Annotated in this window: 16 protein-coding genes; 1 reads left to right on the top strand and 15 read right to left on the bottom strand. The window is 65.4% G+C overall.

Annotated elements, in window-relative coordinates; translation table 11 throughout:
* Positions 1-10: 10 nt before the first annotated feature.
* From rng to HND55_03250, 10 genes are all read right to left on the bottom strand, one after another.
* On the bottom strand, positions 11-1,483 hold the full coding sequence (gene rng, locus HND55_03295) for a ribonuclease G (protein ID QKK01769.1): 1,473 nt from the start codon (positions 1,481-1,483) through the stop codon (positions 11-13).
* Positions 1,484-1,513: 30 nt separating this feature from the next.
* Complete coding sequence (gene maf / locus HND55_03290; protein ID QKK01768.1) at positions 1,514-2,104, bottom strand: septum formation inhibitor Maf; 591 nt, start codon at positions 2,102-2,104, stop codon at positions 1,514-1,516.
* Positions 2,105-2,153: 49 nt separating this feature from the next.
* Positions 2,154-2,615 carry a 23S rRNA (pseudouridine(1915)-N(3))-methyltransferase RlmH gene (gene rlmH, locus HND55_03285; protein ID QKK01767.1) on the bottom strand — a complete coding sequence of 154 codons (462 nt, stop codon included), beginning with the start codon at positions 2,613-2,615 and terminating at the stop codon, positions 2,154-2,156.
* Complete coding sequence (rsfS, locus tag HND55_03280) at positions 2,612-2,944, bottom strand: ribosome silencing factor (protein ID QKK03968.1); 333 nt, start codon at positions 2,942-2,944, stop codon at positions 2,612-2,614. Before rsfS ends, rlmH begins: the two co-directional genes overlap by 4 nt.
* 67 nt (positions 2,945-3,011) lie before the next feature.
* Positions 3,012-3,674 (bottom strand): nicotinate-nucleotide adenylyltransferase, encoded by a 663-nt coding sequence (nadD, locus tag HND55_03275; GenBank protein QKK01766.1) that lies wholly within the window; start codon positions 3,672-3,674, stop codon positions 3,012-3,014.
* Positions 3,671-4,690, bottom strand: a complete 1,020-nt coding sequence (holA, locus tag HND55_03270; GenBank protein QKK01765.1) for a DNA polymerase III subunit delta — start codon at positions 4,688-4,690, stop codon at positions 3,671-3,673. Before holA ends, nadD begins: the two co-directional genes overlap by 4 nt.
* Positions 4,687-5,145, bottom strand: coding sequence for a hypothetical protein (locus HND55_03265; GenBank protein QKK01764.1), 459 nt, complete (start codon positions 5,143-5,145; stop codon positions 4,687-4,689). The genes holA and HND55_03265 overlap by 4 nt, the downstream gene beginning before the upstream one ends.
* Before the next feature lie 31 nt (positions 5,146-5,176).
* Positions 5,177-7,765, bottom strand: a complete 2,589-nt coding sequence (locus HND55_03260) for a leucine--tRNA ligase (protein ID QKK01763.1) — start codon at positions 7,763-7,765, stop codon at positions 5,177-5,179.
* 84 nt (positions 7,766-7,849) lie between these two features.
* The gene (locus HND55_03255) at positions 7,850-8,368 is read right to left on the bottom strand and encodes a hypothetical protein (protein ID QKK01762.1); all 519 of its coding nucleotides are present in this window, start codon (positions 8,366-8,368) and stop codon (positions 7,850-7,852) included.
* 134 nt (positions 8,369-8,502) lie between these two features.
* Positions 8,503-9,855 carry a leucyl aminopeptidase family protein gene (locus HND55_03250; protein QKK01761.1) on the bottom strand — a complete coding sequence of 451 codons (1,353 nt, stop codon included), beginning with the start codon at positions 9,853-9,855 and terminating at the stop codon, positions 8,503-8,505.
* A gap of 230 nt (positions 9,856-10,085) precedes the next feature.
* Between HND55_03250 and HND55_03245 the strand changes: the two genes are divergently transcribed.
* Positions 10,086-11,180 carry a diguanylate cyclase gene (locus HND55_03245; GenBank protein QKK01760.1) on the top strand — a complete coding sequence of 365 codons (1,095 nt, stop codon included), beginning with the start codon at positions 10,086-10,088 and terminating at the stop codon, positions 11,178-11,180.
* Here HND55_03245 and HND55_03240 read toward each other — a convergent pair.
* The 5 genes from HND55_03240 to HND55_03220 form a co-directional block, all read right to left on the bottom strand.
* Positions 11,160-11,780, bottom strand: coding sequence for a hypothetical protein (locus HND55_03240; GenBank protein QKK01759.1), 621 nt, complete (start codon positions 11,778-11,780; stop codon positions 11,160-11,162). The two genes, HND55_03245 and HND55_03240, sit on opposite strands and share 21 nt — an antisense overlap.
* Complete coding sequence (locus HND55_03235) at positions 11,777-12,745, bottom strand: MCE family protein (protein ID QKK01758.1); 969 nt, start codon at positions 12,743-12,745, stop codon at positions 11,777-11,779. The genes HND55_03240 and HND55_03235 overlap by 4 nt, the downstream gene beginning before the upstream one ends.
* A 4-nt stretch (positions 12,746-12,749) precedes the next feature.
* Positions 12,750-13,547, bottom strand: a complete 798-nt coding sequence (locus HND55_03230; GenBank protein QKK03967.1) for an ATP-binding cassette domain-containing protein — start codon at positions 13,545-13,547, stop codon at positions 12,750-12,752.
* A complete protein-coding gene (locus tag HND55_03225) occupies positions 13,541-14,635 on the bottom strand; it encodes an ABC transporter permease (GenBank protein ID QKK03966.1) in 1,095 nt (364 codons plus the stop codon). The genes HND55_03230 and HND55_03225 overlap by 7 nt, the downstream gene beginning before the upstream one ends.
* A gap of 112 nt (positions 14,636-14,747) precedes the next feature.
* On the bottom strand, positions 14,748-16,046 hold the full coding sequence (locus HND55_03220) for a hypothetical protein (protein ID QKK01757.1): 1,299 nt from the start codon (positions 16,044-16,046) through the stop codon (positions 14,748-14,750).
* Positions 16,047-16,078 lie beyond the last annotated feature (32 nt).

Genomic DNA, 16,078 nt, shown 5'->3' with positions numbered 1-16,078 from the left:
GCCTCGCGGCTCAAAGCAAGACCACGTCAAACTGTTCCTGCCCGTAATGCTCTTCGGGCTGGAAGCAAATACTGGTGCCAAGTTGCTCGGTCAGCTCTGCGATGGAACGATGATGTTCCTCAAGCATGCGATCGACCACGGCCGGACTGGCCATGACCCGCAACTGCCCGGTTTCGAACTGCCGCACCGCACGCAGGATCTCGCGAAACACCTCGGAACACACGGTGTCGACGCTCTTGATGCGACCGCGTCCGTCGCAGTGCGGACAGGGCTGACACAACCGGTGCTCCAGGCTCTCGGTGGTGCGCTTGCGGGTCATCTCGACCAGGCCCAGATCCGATATCGCGGACAGGGTCGTACGCGCATGATCCCGGGCCAGCGCCCGCTGTAGCGTGCGCAGCACCTGACGTTTATGATTGGCCTCGCTCATGTCGATGAAATCGATGATGATGATGCCACCGAGATTGCGCAGCCGCAGCTGGCGCGCGATGGCCTGCGCCGCTTCGAGGTTGGTCTTGTAGATGGTTTCCTCGAGGTTGCGATAGCCCAGATAGGCACCGGTATTGACGTCGACAGTGGTCATCGCTTCGGTCTGGTCAATGGTCAGGTGTCCTCCGGATTTCAGCGGAGTCGTGCGCTGCAGTGCGCGATCGATCTCGGCCTCGACCCCGTACAGGTCGAACAGCGGACCGTCGCCGTCGTAATACTCGATCCGTTCGACCCATTCCTCGAAGAATTCGCGCGCAAACTGCAGCGACCGTTGCCAGCTCTCGCGGTCATCGATCCGCACCTTTTCGATGCCGCCGTGCATCAGGTCTCGCAGCGACCGATACGGCAGCGAGAGGTCTTCGTAGATGCATTGGCCGGTCTCGGCCTTGCCGGCCTCCGACTCGATGCGCGGCCAGAGCCGACGCAGGTAGGCCAGGTCCTGTTCCAGCGCCGCGCGGTCGACGCCTTCGGCATTGGTGCGAACAATGAAGCCGTCAGTCGAGTCGGCTCCAACCAGGTCGATCAGGTCCGTGCGCAGTCGCTCGCGCTCTTCAGTCGCTTCAATGCGTACCGATACCCCCAGACTGGGCACACCCGGCAAGAGCACCAGATAACGCGAGGGAATGCTAAGCTGAGTGGTCAGGCGGGCGCCCTTGCTGCCGAGCGGATCCTTGATGACTTGCACCAGAACGTCCTGTCCCTGCCGCAGCAGCTCGGTAATCGGTGGTATCGCAGCCGGCTCCCCGTCCTCGTCGATATCCGCTCGTCTGGGCACCACATCGGCGGCATGCAGAAAGGCCGTACGCTCCAGTCCGATATGGACAAAAGCCGCCTGCATGCCCGGAAGCACCCGTTCGACCCGCCCCAGGTAGATGTTGCCGACGTAGCTGGACTCTCCGCTGCGCTCGAGATACAGCTCCTGCAGCAGTCCGTTCTCGACTACGGCAACCCGCCTTTCGGTTGGAGAGATGTTGATCAGGATCTCGTCGCTCACGCTGCACTCATCGTCAGGAACCGCAAACGGTCAAAGCATAGCACCGCGCCACAGCCCGACCTGTCGCAGCAGAACGCCAGTTTCATACAGCGGCAAACCGACTACCCCGGTATAGCTGCCTTCGAGCCGGCTGACCCAGGCGCCGGCCTGCCCCTGGATGCCGTAACCGCCGGCCTTGTCGAACGACTCGCCGGTGGCCACGTACTGCTCAATCCAGCGCTCCGGCAGGGGCGCCAGGGTGACCCGGGTCGAGCTAAGCTCGTCGCGCACGGCGCCGTCACGATCGATCAGCGCCACCGCCGAAAGCACCTCGTGACTGCGGCCGGATAGCTGCCCGAGCATCGCCCGGGCGCTGGCGGGATCGGCCGGCTTGCCCAGAACCCTGCCATCAATCACCACTGCAGTGTCGGCAGCCAGCACCGGGCACGGACGCTGGCGGGCGAAAACCATCCGGGCCTTGCTGTTGGCCATGCGACGCACATAGTCGTCGGCGTGCTCGCGGTGATCGACCGACTCATCGATGGTTGCCGGATCGGTCTCGAATACCACGCCGAGCAGCGACAGCAGCTGGTGCCGGCGTGGCGAGGCAGAGGCCAGAATCAGGGACGGGGATTGGTTCATCTGCCAGCTGTTCTCCGGGCCGCCGCAAGCGGGCGCCTCTTTCTGCCGATCAGACCCGATGATAGGGATGACCGGACAGGATGGTCGATGCGCGATAGAGCTGTTCGGCCACGATCACGCGCACGAGCATGTGCGGCAAGGTGGCCGGACCCAGCGACCAGCACTCGTCGGCCCGCTCCAGCAGCTGCTCGTCGAGCCCTCCGGCGCCGCCGATCAGCAACCAGACCGGATCGCCCTGGAACTGCCAGTGTTCCAGCCGTGAGGCCAGGGTCTCGGTCGACCAGGGCCGGGCATTGATCTCCAGCATGACGATACGGGCCCGCTCAGGCAGCTTTTGGGTCAGCCGTTCGGCTTCCAGTGCCGACTCCCGGCCGGCGCCAGCCTTGCCCGCCGCCGCAACCTCGACCAGCTCGAGCGGCAAATGCGGCGGCATCCGCCGGGCGTATTCACGCCAGCCTTGCTCGATCCAGCCAGGCATGCGCGTGCCCACTGCCGCCACAACCAGGTTCACGCCCGAAGGCTGCGGCTCGCTGGTGGCGCGGCCCAGAGTTTTTCGAGATTGTAGAAGGCCCGGGTCTGCGGCAACATCAGATGAACCACCACGTCAGCCAGGTCGACCAGAATCCACTCGGCCTCCCTGGCCCCTTCCACGCCCAGCGGGCGGATACCGTGGGCCCTGACGTTGTCGATCAGACGATCGGACATCGCCTTGACCTGGCGGGTCGAGGTGCCGGAGACAATGATCATGTAATCGGCGAAACTGGATCGGTCGGCCAGGTCGATGACCTGGATATCCTGCCCCTTGGCGTCTTCCAGTGCCGCAACGGCGAGATCCCGCAGGGCGCGCGGGTCGGCAGGTCGCGTATTGCTCAAAGGCTCGTTCTATGAATGACCATGTTGCCCTATTCTAGCGCTTGTCCGATCGTCTTTCAGCACAACCGTAAAGTCCGTGCTTGCGAATATAGGCGAGCACCGTCGAGGGCAGCAGAAAGCGGGGATCACGCCCTTGCGCCAGCTGCCTGCGAATATCGGTCGAGGCAATGGCCAGCTGGGTCACGCCCAGGTAGCAGACCCGCCCGGCCGGCTTGTCCATCAGCGCACCGGGACGGCGGACACGGCGCGCTTGCACGACCTGCTCGACAACCTCGGGATAGCGCGGCCGGCTGCGCGGCCGCTTGAGCACGACGAGATGGGCCAGCGTGAGCAGTTCCCGCCAGCGATGCCATCGATCCAGGCCGTTGGCGGCATCCTGCCCCAGGCACAACAGCACCGGGCGATGGCCGACCTCGGCACGGATCGAGGCCAGGGTCTCGACCATGTAGGACGGCCCGGCTCGCCTGACCTCTCTTTCATCGACAGTCAGATCCGGATAGGGCGCCAGCGCCAGCTCCAGCATGGCCAGGCGATGATACGCTTCGGCACCGGTCTGATCGCGGTGCGGGGGCTGACCGGCCGGCAGCAGACGGAAATCATCGACACCGAGCTTCTCGCAGGTCTCCGCGGCCGCGCGCAGATGGCCGTAATGAACCGGATCGAAAGTGCCGCCAAACACGGCGGTCGCCGCTCTCATGCCGCGCAGTAGTCCGGCCGATCGTCGGCCAGACCAACACACAGCCGCTCCAGCACCATCCAGAACGTGTCGCGATGGCGCGACTTCGACAGTTCATCAAGCTCCGACAGTCGCGCCAGTGCGCGCCGAACCAGCCGCGGCGACAGCCGCCGGGCGGCCGTGACAAGCGACTGCTGGCGACTCTTCCATACCTTCAGCTCGGCCATCGCCTGTGCTGCGGAACGGGTCCGGGTCAGCGCCTGAAAGCTGCCGATCAACTGCAGCTCCCGGGCCAGCGCACCGACGATCATCGGCATCGGGGTGTCTGCCTCGCGCAGGCCGCGAATGCAGCGGACGGCGGCGCCCGCCTGTCCGGTCAGCACCAGCTCGACCAGCCGGAAGCTGTCAAATCGCGCGCTGTCGGCCACGGCCGCGCGCGCTTCGGCCAGACCGATCGGCGCCGACGGGTAGAGCAGCGACAAGCGATCGATTTCCTGCCTGGCGGCCAGCAGATTGCCCTCCAGGCGTTCGGACAGGAAGCGACAGGCAGCAGCATCGACGCGCAAACCACCTTCAGCGGCACGGCGCGCAATCCATTGCGGCAGCTGGCCGGCCTTGACCTTCCAGCACGGCACGTAGACACCGGCTGCTTCAAGTGCCTTGACCCAGGCGGTTCTCTCACTCTGTATGTCCCAGGCATCGCACTTGACCAGCAGCACGTCATCGTGTTCGTTCTTGCACCAGTCGCGCAGCGCTGCCCCGCCTTCCCGTCCGGGCTTGCCGCCGGGCAGGCGAACCTCGACCAGGCGCCGGCTGGCAAACAGCGATCCGGTTTCCGTTGCGCTGTCGAGATTGCTCCAGTCAAAGCGGGCATCGACTTCCAGCACCACCCGCTCACTGACATCCCGCGCGCGCGCTGCCTTGCGCAGGGCATCACAGGCCTCCTCGATCAGCAGCGGCTCCTGGCCGGCGATCAGATAGACCGGATCGAGCTGTCGATCCAGCCTGGACGCGAGTTTTTCGGGGAACAGCTTCACGACCGCGACAGGCTCTCGAGTCGCCGCATCAGACGCGCGGCCATTTCGCGTCCGAGATCCCTGGACAGGAACTCCTCCTCGCGGTCGGCGGCCAGGATCTCCTGCTCGTCAAAGCTGTAGTCACGCGTCAGGCGCAGTGTTTCACGCTCGAGCAGACGCTTGCCGTCGGCGTCGGCAAGCTCGAAATCAACTTCCAGGACCAGCAGAAACTCGCGCACCCGGGCCTGGCCCGAGACCGAAAGCGCTTGCCGCCACATGCGCTGGGAGTGAATCCGCAGGGTTGCCGTGTCTTCGCCCGACCGCTCGGCCAGGCGCACGCCGTTGGCCACCAGCAACAGACGCAGTTCACGCGCGAACACGGTGCTGTCGTCATCGATTTGCAGATGGGTATCTGACAGCGCCGCCGGCAGTCGGGCCTGACCGCGCAGCTGGAATCCGCAGGCTGCCACGCTCACTGCCGCAATCAGCAGCAGCCAGGGGCGCAGCCTAGGCCACCACGATATTGAGGAGCTTGTCCGGGACATAAACCACCTTGTGAAGCTTCTTGCCTGCAACGAAACGCGCCACGTTGTCGTCTTCCAGCGCGACTGCCTTGACCGCCGCCTCGTCGGCCCCCGTGGGCACCTCGACGCGGCCTCGAACCTTGCCATTGACCTGGACAACGATGGTCACGGCAGCGCGCGTGAGCGCCTCCCGATCGACCTTTGGCCAGCCGGCGTCGAACACCGATCCTGTTCGGCCCAGCTTCTGCCACAGCACCTCGGCAATATGCGGCGCGACCGGGGCGATCAGCCGCACCACCGTCTCCCAGGCTTCCTGGACCAGTCTACGCTCGATTTCTCCGACCGGGTCGAAGCGCTGCAGCTGATTGCAGAACTCCATGATCGCGGCAATGGCCGTGTTGAACGTGAAGCGGCGGCCAAAGTCATGTTCAACCTTGGCGATGGTCTCGTGCAAGGCGCGCCTGAGGTCGCGCGCCGGCCCTTCAACCTCGTTCCCTGTCGCACCGGGCACCACGCCGCCCTCAACATGCGACTGCACCCCGACCCACAGCCGCTTCAGAAATCGCCAGGCCCCTTCCACGCCGCTCTCCGACCACTCCAGCGACTGCTCGGGGGGCGCGGCAAACATCGAGAACAGCCGCACCGTATCAGCGCCATAGCTGTCGACCAGCGCCTGAGGGTCCACGCCATTGTTTTTCGACTTGGCCATCTTCTCGACACCGCCGGGCCGGACCGGCTGGCCATCGCTTCTGAGCACCGCCCGCAAGATCTCGCCCTTGCCGTCACGCTGGACCTCGACATCGGCCGGGTTGAACCACTGACGGCGACCGGACTCGTCCTCCCGGCAGTAGGTCTCGGCCAGCACCATGCCCTGGGTCAGCAGTCGCTTGAAGGGCTCGTCGACCGACACAAGACCCTCGTCGCGCATCAGTTTGGTCCAGAAGCGCGCGTAGAGCAGGTGCAGGATGGCGTGCTCGATACCGCCAATGTACTGGTCGACCGGCATCCACGCGTCGGCGCGCTGATCGACCATGGCGCTGTCGTTGTCGGTGCAGGTGTAGCGCAGGAAGTACCACGACGAGTCGACGAACGTGTCCATGGTGTCGGTTTCGCGCCGGGCCGCTGCGCCACAACGCGGACACGGGGTGTCGAGAAAGGCCGCGCAATTCCTCAGAGGATTGCCGGCGCCGTCCGGCACCAGGTCCTCGGGCAGCAGAACCGGCAGGTCCTCGTCGGGAACCGGCACGTCACCGCACTGCCGGCAGTGGATGATCGGAATCGGGCAGCCCCAGTAGCGCTGCCGGGAAATGCCCCAGTCACGCAGGCGAAACTGCGTGCGGGCCCGCCCCAGACTCTGCTCTTCGAGTTCTGCGACGATGGCCTCGAAGCCCTGCGCGCAGCTCAGACCGTCGAAGCGCCCCGAATTGACCAGCCGACCGTCCCTGGCGGCATAGTCTTCGTGCCACTGGCTGCGGTCGTAGGGCTGGTCACCAGGCCGGCTGATCACCTGCCGGATCGGCAGACCATACTTGTTGGCGAACTCGAAATCGCGCTCATCGTGCGCCGGCACCGCCATGATGGCACCCTCGCCGTAGGCCATCAGCACGTAATTGGCGACCCACACCGGCAATTCATCACCGGTCAGCGGGTGGGTGGCCTTCAGACCGGTATCCATGCCCTTCTTTTCCTGGGCCGCAAGATCGGCCTCGGAAACGCCGCCTTTCTGGCATTGGGCAATGAACTCGGCCAGATCCGGGTTGTGCCCGGCGGCCTGCCTGGCCAGCGGATGCTCGGCGGCTACCGCCATGAAGGTCGCACCCATCAGCGTATCCGGGCGCGTGGTGAACACCCGGATTGCCTCTGTGCCGCATGCAAACTCGACCTCGGCGCCCTCGCTCCTGCCGATCCAGTTGGCCTGCATGGCGCGCACCCGCTCCGGCCAGCCATCGAGCGTCGCCAGGCTGTCGAGCAGCTCGTCGGCATAGTCGGTGATGCGCAGGTAGTACATCGGGATCTCGCGTTTTTCCACCGGTGCACCGGTGCGCCAGCCCTTGCCGTCGACGACCTGCTCGTTGGCCAGTACCGTCTGGTCGACCGGATCCCAGTTGACCGTACCGGTCTTCTTGTAGGCGATCCCGCGCTCGAGCAATCTCAGAAAAAACCACTGGTTCCAGCGGTAATAGTCCGGATCACAGGTCGCCAGCTCGCGTTCCCAGTCGATGGCAAACCCCAGGACCTTGAGCTGCGAGCGCATGTGCGCGATGTTGTTGCGCGTCCATTCAGCCGGAGGCACGCCGTTGGCCATGGCGGCATTCTCGGCCGGCAGCCCGAACGCGTCCCATCCCATTGGCTGAAGCACGCGGCAGCCCTGCATGCGGTGGTAGCGGGAGATGACGTCACTGATGGTGTAGTTGCGCATATGGCCCATATGCAGTTTGCCCGAGGGATAGGGAAACATGCTCAGGCAATAAAAGCGCGGGCCGTTGCCGGTCTCGGCACGGTGGGCATGATCACGCTCCCACTGGCGCTGCACGTCCGGCTCGAGATCGCCGGGATGATATGTTTCTGACACCTTGGTATTGATCCTGGCCAGTCGTGAAAAACAGGCGCCGCCCCGGTCGGGGGGCGGCGTGTTGCTTACCCAATCCGCTCGCGATCAGCCTTCCGTGTCGGGATTCCCGTCGTCGTCAAGCTGATCCCACACGGCCTGCGCCTCATCCCAGGCCTGGCGAGCCCGTTGCTCTGCACCCGCCCAGGTCTCCGAGCTGAATCCTTCTACGTCCTCCCAGGCCCGCTTGGCCCGCTCACGGGCCTCGAACGCGGCTTGACGCGCCTCCCGGGCCGCCTCGCCGCCTTCCTCGCGCGCCAGCTCCAGTGCGTGCTCGGCTTGTTCCCGCGCCGCCTCGGCCAGCTCCGTGGCCCGCTGCCACAACCGCTCGACGCCTTCCTCGGCGCCGTGCTCGGGGCCCTGCTCCATCAGCGATTCGATTTCAGCCTCAGCTTGCTCGGCGGATGCCTCCACTTCGGCGTAGGTCTCGGCGGCCTGCTCCGCTGCCTCCTCGGAAATGGTCGTCTCCCCGGCAGCCTCTCGGCTCTGGTCGCTGTCGTCGTCATCGACCTGGCAGGCAACCAGCGCCAGGCATGCGAACGGTATCAGAATGGATGAATGACGCATGACTGAACTCTCCTCAGCGCGTGCTGACGTGTGTGGACAGGCCCTATCCTAATGGCAGCCGGGTCGCGATGCCACAGCTTCGGGTCAGCCGCGATGATCTGTGCAACGGCAATATCTGCTCAATAATGAGACCGTTAGTATTGATCCGACAGCCAGCGCCACAGGGCGCGCAGCCCCTGACACTCACCGCCGGCCGGCCGGCCCGGGCGGTCGGATTGATTCCAAGCATAGATGTCAAGATGGAACCAGTCGACTTCCGGGGCAACAAAATGATCCAGAAACAGCGCTGCGGTCAGGCTGCCGCCGAAACTCGTCGACGCGGTATTCGACAGATCGGCAATCGCCGGCTTGATCAGTCGCCGGTAGGGTTCGTACAGGGGCATGTGCCACAGCGGATCCTCCAGCTCGAAGGACAGATCCTGAATGGTGCGTGCGGCGTCCGTGTCGCGACCGTAAACGGGCGGCAGGTCCTCACCAAGCGCGATGCGCGCCGCACCGGTAAGCGTGGCGAAATCGATGATGCGCCCGGCGCCCTCCTCGCTGGCCAGCGTCAGTGCGTCAGACAGGACAACGCGACCCTCGGCATCGGTGTTGCCGATTTCCACCGACGTGCCGTTACGGGTGCGAATGATGTCAGAAGGACGATAGGCGTTGCCGGCGATGGCGTTTTCCACCGCCGGGATATAGACGCGCAGGTTGACCTTCAGCCCCAGCGTCATGATGAGTTTCGCCAATCCCAGCGCATGCGCCGCCCCACCCATGTCCTTTTTCATCAGCACCATGCCGGAACCGGGTTTGATGTTCAGCCCCCCGGAGTCGAAAATCACACCCTTGCCCACCAGCGCCAGCGGCGGGTGATCGGGATCACCCCACTGCATCCGTATCAAACACGGTGGGCGCGAGGCGGCCTGACCGACGACATGAATGGCGGGGAATTCATGCCTCAGCCGCTCTCCATCGATCTTGTCGAACGCGGCGCCGCCGGTTTCGGCCAGTTCGCGGGCGGCTTCCGCCAGCTCGGACGGGCCGAGGTCAATGGCCGGTGTGTTGACCAGGTCACGCACGTAGGCCGTCGTTTCGACCATCGCCCGCACCTCTGCCTCCGCTTCAGACAAGACCAGGCGCGCCTTGCAGCCCGCGCGATCCTTGTAGCGGTCGAAACGGTAGGCACCCAGACCCCAGCCGATGGCGGCACGCGCCTGCTCGGTGGGCGGCCAGTCCGATGCCAGCCGGTAGTCACCTGCCGGCAGCACCGCCGGCAGGTGGGCCAGCGACCACAATCGCTCCCCCGGCTCGCACCCGGCCAGTACCGCTGCCACACCCGACTGTTCATCAGGCACCAGCAGATGGCTTCCCGGTTCAGCGTCGAAACCGCTTAGTTCAACCCAGCGGCGCTGGGGCTCGGGCGCGCGGCGTCGCCAGGCCTCCATCCCGGCGGGATCAACCGCATGGATGGGAACCGGAGCCTCGGATCGGGTTGTAAACATGGCAACCGCCTTGGTCATGGACATCGGGCGCAAGTGTACCCGTGATGGCATCGACCCGTGTCCGGGATTGACGATTGCTGACCGGCCCTGCCGACCATGCCGATGAGCGCTGGCGCCGAAACCGGTCCGAAGCACAATCCGACGGCCCATTCCGTGGACGGGTACCGCTCGAGCATGGTTTGGTGCGCAATTTGCAAGATCAGGCTGTGGCCCAACCTGATTTCAAGCTCATGCAACGTCCAAGAGTTCTGTTTGTCGACGACAGTCGCCTGATGCGCTCATGCGCCCAAGCCATTCTTGGCGAGCGCTTCGAACTGCTGCTGGCCGACTCGGCCGAGCAAGCCTGGCAGATGCTGCTGGAGCAGCCCGGCATCATGGTCGTGTTCAGCGACCTGCAGATGAAGGGCGAGAGCGGCTACTGGCTGCTGTCACGAATACGCTGCTGTACCGATCCTGCCCTGGTCGATCTGCCGTTTGTGCTCATCACCGGGGATGACGACGAGGGATGCCGGCATGATGCGCTGCAGCGTGGCGCGACCGATTTCATCAACAAACCCTTCGAAGACACCGAACTGCTGGCGCGCGCCACGGCTTACGCGCGCAGCGGCCAGTCTGCCCGTCGATTGCGCCTGCTCGAGCGCGACCATCACCTCGACTCGGCAACGCGACTCGGCAACCGCCGCTACTGCGAGGAACGCCTGATCCAGGCGATGAGCTTCGCCCGCCGACACAACCAGCCGATCGTGTTGATGCACCTGCGACTGGACGGGCTGTCGCAACTGCTTGAGGAACTTGGCTCACCGCATGCAGAGCGCGCCCTGGCGCGAATTGGTCGCACGCTGGCCGAGCGAATCCGGCGCGAGGACACCGTATTCAGAACCGATGACGAGGTCTTTACGTTTCTGCTGCCGGCCACCCGTGCCGACGGCGCCAGGCGTTTGCAGGAGCGCTTCCTGCCCGACCTGGCCGAGATGGGCCTGCAGCCGGACGACAGCGCGTTGTCGGTGACGGCGGCATTCGTCGTTCAGCAGCCAGACCCCGAACAGATCGAACGGGCCGCCGACCTTCTCGCCGAGGGGCTGGCCCGGCGCGCACCAAAGAACGATCTGCCAGCCTCGGCCGGGACGGTGCTATCGGCGGGGCAACCCGATCTGGAACAGGCACTGGCTCTGCTCGAACAGGGCGACGCCGACTCGGTACGACGGTCACTGCCGGCACTCAGACGACGACTGCAGCCGCTGCTGGCGCTGCTGGCCGATACGGAACAGGCCCAGTCCGCCCAGACGCCCAACATCACCCGGCTGTCAGTTGTTCGGCGCGACTGAGTCCTCGTGCAGCGCGACGCTGACCCAGCCGGCCAGCTCGGCAAACGCTGCGGCCAGAACGGACTCGAACGCCGCCAGCATCTGTGCCGGATCGTCGCCGGCCGAGTCGGCCTGACGCTCAAATCGGTTCACCGCTACCAGACCGCGGCCGGTTGCAGTCAGCCGAGCGGTGAGCTGGAGCTCGGCAACCGGCGCTTGACCCGCCTCGACCCGGATCTCAAATCGGCGGATATCCAGATCGAGTCGATAGGGCGCCGGCAGATCGCCGTAGCGACCCACGGCGACAAACGCCCCATTCGCCGCCAGATAGTCGACCAGCAGCGCTTGCAGCATATCCGGCGCCCGGTCCAGCCAGACCACGCCAGCCAGCGGCATAAGCGCCCGATGTCGACGAACGATGATCCGGTCGGAATCGCGCGTGCGATCGGTTTTTGGCCGGGTTACGGACAGCACCCATTCACCGCTGCGCTTGTCTTTGGGCGGCGGCGCGGGCAGCTCGGGCGCCACGACGCGCACGGATTCGCCGGGCCGGCCCAGGGCGCAGCCCAGCAGCAGCAGCAGCGAAAACACCGTCAGGGACACACGGATCAGATCTCTCATTGCGGTCGGTACTCCTCGGGCTGTTCATCACCCAGCAGGAAACCCACCGGGTGACGCTCGAAACGACGGGTCAGTTGCGACAGCTCGAGCAGCAACAGCCGCAGCTCATCGACTGCCGGCCCCAGCGGCACCAGCACCTGATCGCCGAATGCCGCCACGGCGGACTCGTTGCGGGCCACCATCCGATCAATGCGTTCGGCGGTTCTGGCCAGCTGCTGCATGGTCTCGCGCAGATCAGCGCTGACTTCCGGCACCGTATCGGACAGGCTTGAGTCGAGGTGCCCCACAACGCGCGTGGCCTCGGCAACCAGCGCGCGGATGTCGGTGACCGCCTGGTCAAGTTGCGCGCTACCGGCATGCACATTGCGAACGGTCTCCTCGATCAGGGCGCTTTCTCCGCTCAAGGCGGTCGTGAACCGATCGATGTTGTCAAGCGTCATGGCAACGCGTTCGGCATTGTCCTCGCTCAGGAACTCCAGCAGCCTGAGCATCACCTTGCTGGCGGTCGTGGCAATGTCCTCGGAGGTCTCGAGCAGCCGCTGCAGGGCCGACTCCTCGGCCACGATGCGCGCATGATCAGCGCCCGGGGGCGGCTCGAGCGGCGGACTGTCGGGCTGACCGCCGCGCAGCTGGATGGTCGATACACCGGTCAGCCCGGAAACCGCCAGGCGCGCGGTTGTGTCCTCACGCACCGGCGCTTCGGCGCTGAGCCGAATCAGTGCAACCACGCGGCTGGGATCTTCGGAGGCGAGGTACAGATCCCGCACGCTGCCCATGTTGATGCCGTTGTACTGAACGACGCTGCCCACCGACAGTCCGCTGACCGGCTGCGGAAAGTGCACCTCGTAGTATTGCCAGGCCTGTTCGCTGGCCCAGCGGGCTGACCACAGCCCGCCGGCGATCAGCAGCGCCACCCCGAGCAGGGTGAAGGCTCCGATCAGAACATGGTTGGCACGTGGTTCCACGGCGTCATCTCCTTGCCTGTTGTGCGTTCGCTGCCTGGCGCGCCCGCGGTCCGTTGAAGTAATCGCGCACCCAAGGGTGATCATAGCCGGCAACCTCGTCGATGGTGCCAGTGACGAGGATCTTCTGCTCACCAATCACGGCGACGCGATCGCAGATCGCATAGAGCGTATCAAGATCGTGTGTGATCAGGAATACCGTCAGGCCCAGCGCATCCTTGAGCGTACGCAGCAGCTGATCGAACGCCGCTGCACCGATCGGATCCAGGCCAGCAGTCGGCTCGTCGAGAAACAACAACTCCGGATCGAGCGCCAGGGCACGGGCCAGCCCGGCCCGCTTGCGCATGCCTCCGGACAACTCCGAGGGCAGCTTGGCGCAGGCAGCCACCGGCAGCCCGACCAGGCGCACCTTCAGCCGCGCCAGCTCGCAGCGAAGCTCGGCCGGCAAGTCACGACAATGGGTCTTGAGCGGCACCTCGACATTCTCGCGCACGGTCAGGGAGGAAAACAAAGCGCCGTCCTGAAACAGCACGCCGCTGCTCCGTCGCACGATGTCCTGGGCCCGAGGATCCTGCGAGACCTGCGCGCCCAGCACCTCGATGGTGCCGGCCTGGGAGGGCCGCAACCCCAGTATGGCGCGCATCAGCACCGATTTGCCGCTGCCCGATCCGCCGACAATACCGAGTATCTCTCCGCGGCGCACGGTCAGATCGAGCCCGTCATGCACGACCTGGGTGCCGAACCGATTGACCAGGCCAGAGACCCGGATCACCGGCTGATGCTCCTGCGACGACCCGCTCACCAGCCGATCTCCATGAAAAAGACCGCTGCCAGAGCGTCGATCACGATCACCAGGGCAATCGACTGCACCACAGCCGAGGTGGTCCGCTCGCCCACCGACTGGGCGGTGCCGGCAACCTTGAAGCCTTCCAGACAGCCCACCAGAGCAATGATCAACGCAAAGACCGGTGCCTTGGCCAGCCCGACCAGATAGTGGCGCAGTGCCAGCGTCTGCTCAAGCCGATGGACAAACATGTCCGGGGAGATATCCAGCGACAGCGCCGAGACCGCCAGACCGCCGCCGAAGCCCGCCAGGGTCGCCAGCAGGGCCAGGATCGGCAGCATCACGATCAGCGCCAGCAACCGCGGCAGCACCAGCAAGACGACCGGATCCAGGCCGAGCGTGCGCATGGCATCGATCTCCTCGCGTGACTTCATCGTGCCGATCTGTGCGGTGAATGCGCTGGCCGTGCGACCGGCCAGCAGAATCGCGGTCAGCAGCACCCCGAATTCGCGCAGGAACGAATAGCTGATCAAGTCGATAACGAACAGTTCGGCTCCGAAATCACGCAGCACCGTTGCGCCCAAATACGCAACCACGGCACCGACCAGAAAACTCAGCAACATGACCAGGGGCAGTGCGTTGAGCCCGGTTTCCTGCATATGATGGACGGTTGCCGTGACCCGCCACTGACGTGGCCGAATCAGCGTGGCCATCAGGGTTGACAGCACCAGTCCGAGAAACCCGAGCAGCAGGCGCAGGTGACCGCCAAAGCCGGCCAGCGCCTGGCCGATACCGGCCAGAAACAGCTTCCATCCGGCCGACGGCTCGGGATCCAGATCACCGTCTCGCGCCAGCGCCTCGCGGACTGTGTCAAACAGCGGCTGGTGTCGCCGGTCAAGCACAACGGCCTCCGGCTCGATTTGCCAGCGCGTCGCTGCCCGAACCAGCAGCAGCGCTCCGGCCGTATCAAGATGCTCGATGGCGCGCGCATCGATAACCGCCGGCGCCTCGCATACGGCCTTCAGCCGGCGTTCGAGTGCCGTCAGATAATCGACCCGCCAGTCACCGCCGGCAACGACGCAGCCTGGCCGTTCCGGGTCGAACTTCAGGTAGTGGGTCTGGCTCACCGCTTGACGGCTCACTCACTGCCGGAATCAGGAACCGACAAAGTAGCAGACCGGCCGCGAAGGTCAACAAGCGTGAAGGCACCCGGCCTGCGCATCACGGCTCGAAGGAATCGGCAAACAGGACCGGGCTGGTCGACAGACAGGCGGTGACAGCGGTCTGGTGGTCGACTTGCGCCCGGAGCAGCGATTCGACCTGCGGTGCGAGTTCCAGCCGGTTCGACCCGCAATCGGCGCCGTTGGGGCCCGGCACGTGGCAATAGCTCATCAGGCTGCCCGAGCCAGCCGCCGGACAGCTCACGCCGCCGCTGTAGCAGCCGGGCTCGGCGTTGTAGCACTGGTCGACCGGCGGACTGTAGCAGTGGGTATGCGCCGAGCCGAGATTGTGGCCGATTTCGTGCGCGAACACTCGGGCGCTGGAGGCAACGGCCACCCCGCTGCTCCAGAACAGCTGGTTGACGCTGTAGCTGCCCCCGCTGGACTGGGTCTGGCAGTAGCTGTCGACCCAGGCAATCCCCGAGGCCGACCACCCCGAACTGGCGCGACCGGATACCAGGGCGGCATGCGTGCGATCGATGCCCGCGTAGTTGCTGCTCCAGTACTGGCCGAATTCCGACAGATGGGCAAAGCCGGCGCCCGATCCGGTCTCAGTGTACGGGTCGGTGCCGACCCGGAGCAGGGTGTCCCCCTGCAGCATGCGCAGGTCAAGCTGCGACTCGAAAATGGCGTTACTGGCCAGCAGCAGGTCGACCAGCCAGTCGAGCGCCGCAGCGGTATCGTCACCGAAGCGGCGGTCAAGCCACTCCTTGTCAGTATCGATCGCCAGCACACCCAGGCGCAGCAAAGCGGCGCGATCAGCAGCGCCCGCCGGACGGCCGGGTGGCCGGCCCGTCATCTGTCCGGCAATCCCGTCGATCGGCAGGTCGGCATTGCCGCAACGGCTTGTGGCCTGCACGCCGGCAGGCAGCGAGTCGAACGGCTCGCGCAACGACACTTCGAAACCGCCCGGGCCGCTGACCGCGTGAAGCTCGAGCAGACCGCCAGGGCCGTGGGCCGCACCGCCGAGACGACCGGTGTCCGGATCGAGGCGCAGGTAGGCCCGCCACCCCGGCACGTCGCGGGAGCGGCCGACAAACACCGGCCCGATCGAAAGCGCTCGTTCCCGGGTGCCGCCCGGGTCCGAGATGATCAACCGGGCGCCTGGCGCAGCCATCTCGATCCGCTCCAACTGCACCGCCGCGCGGTCGGTCTCGGTCACGGGAAACGAATCAAGCACAGCAGTCTCGCCGACTGCCAGATGCCTCAGGTGGGCCAGCTGGACGTCAGACAGCGGCACCGCGGCAGCCGAGACAGCCGGCAGGAGGACCAGAAGGGCCAGTCGCGCAGATACGTTCATCGTTCACCGTTACCGGCAGCAAAGCCGCTATG

The organism is Pseudomonadota bacterium, from assembly GCA_013285445.1.
In the GTDB taxonomy this organism is placed as follows: domain Bacteria; phylum Pseudomonadota; class Gammaproteobacteria; order Xanthomonadales; family Wenzhouxiangellaceae; genus Wenzhouxiangella.
Note: the sequence above shows the minus strand (reverse complement) of the source record. Positions and strands in the feature narration are given on the sequence as shown.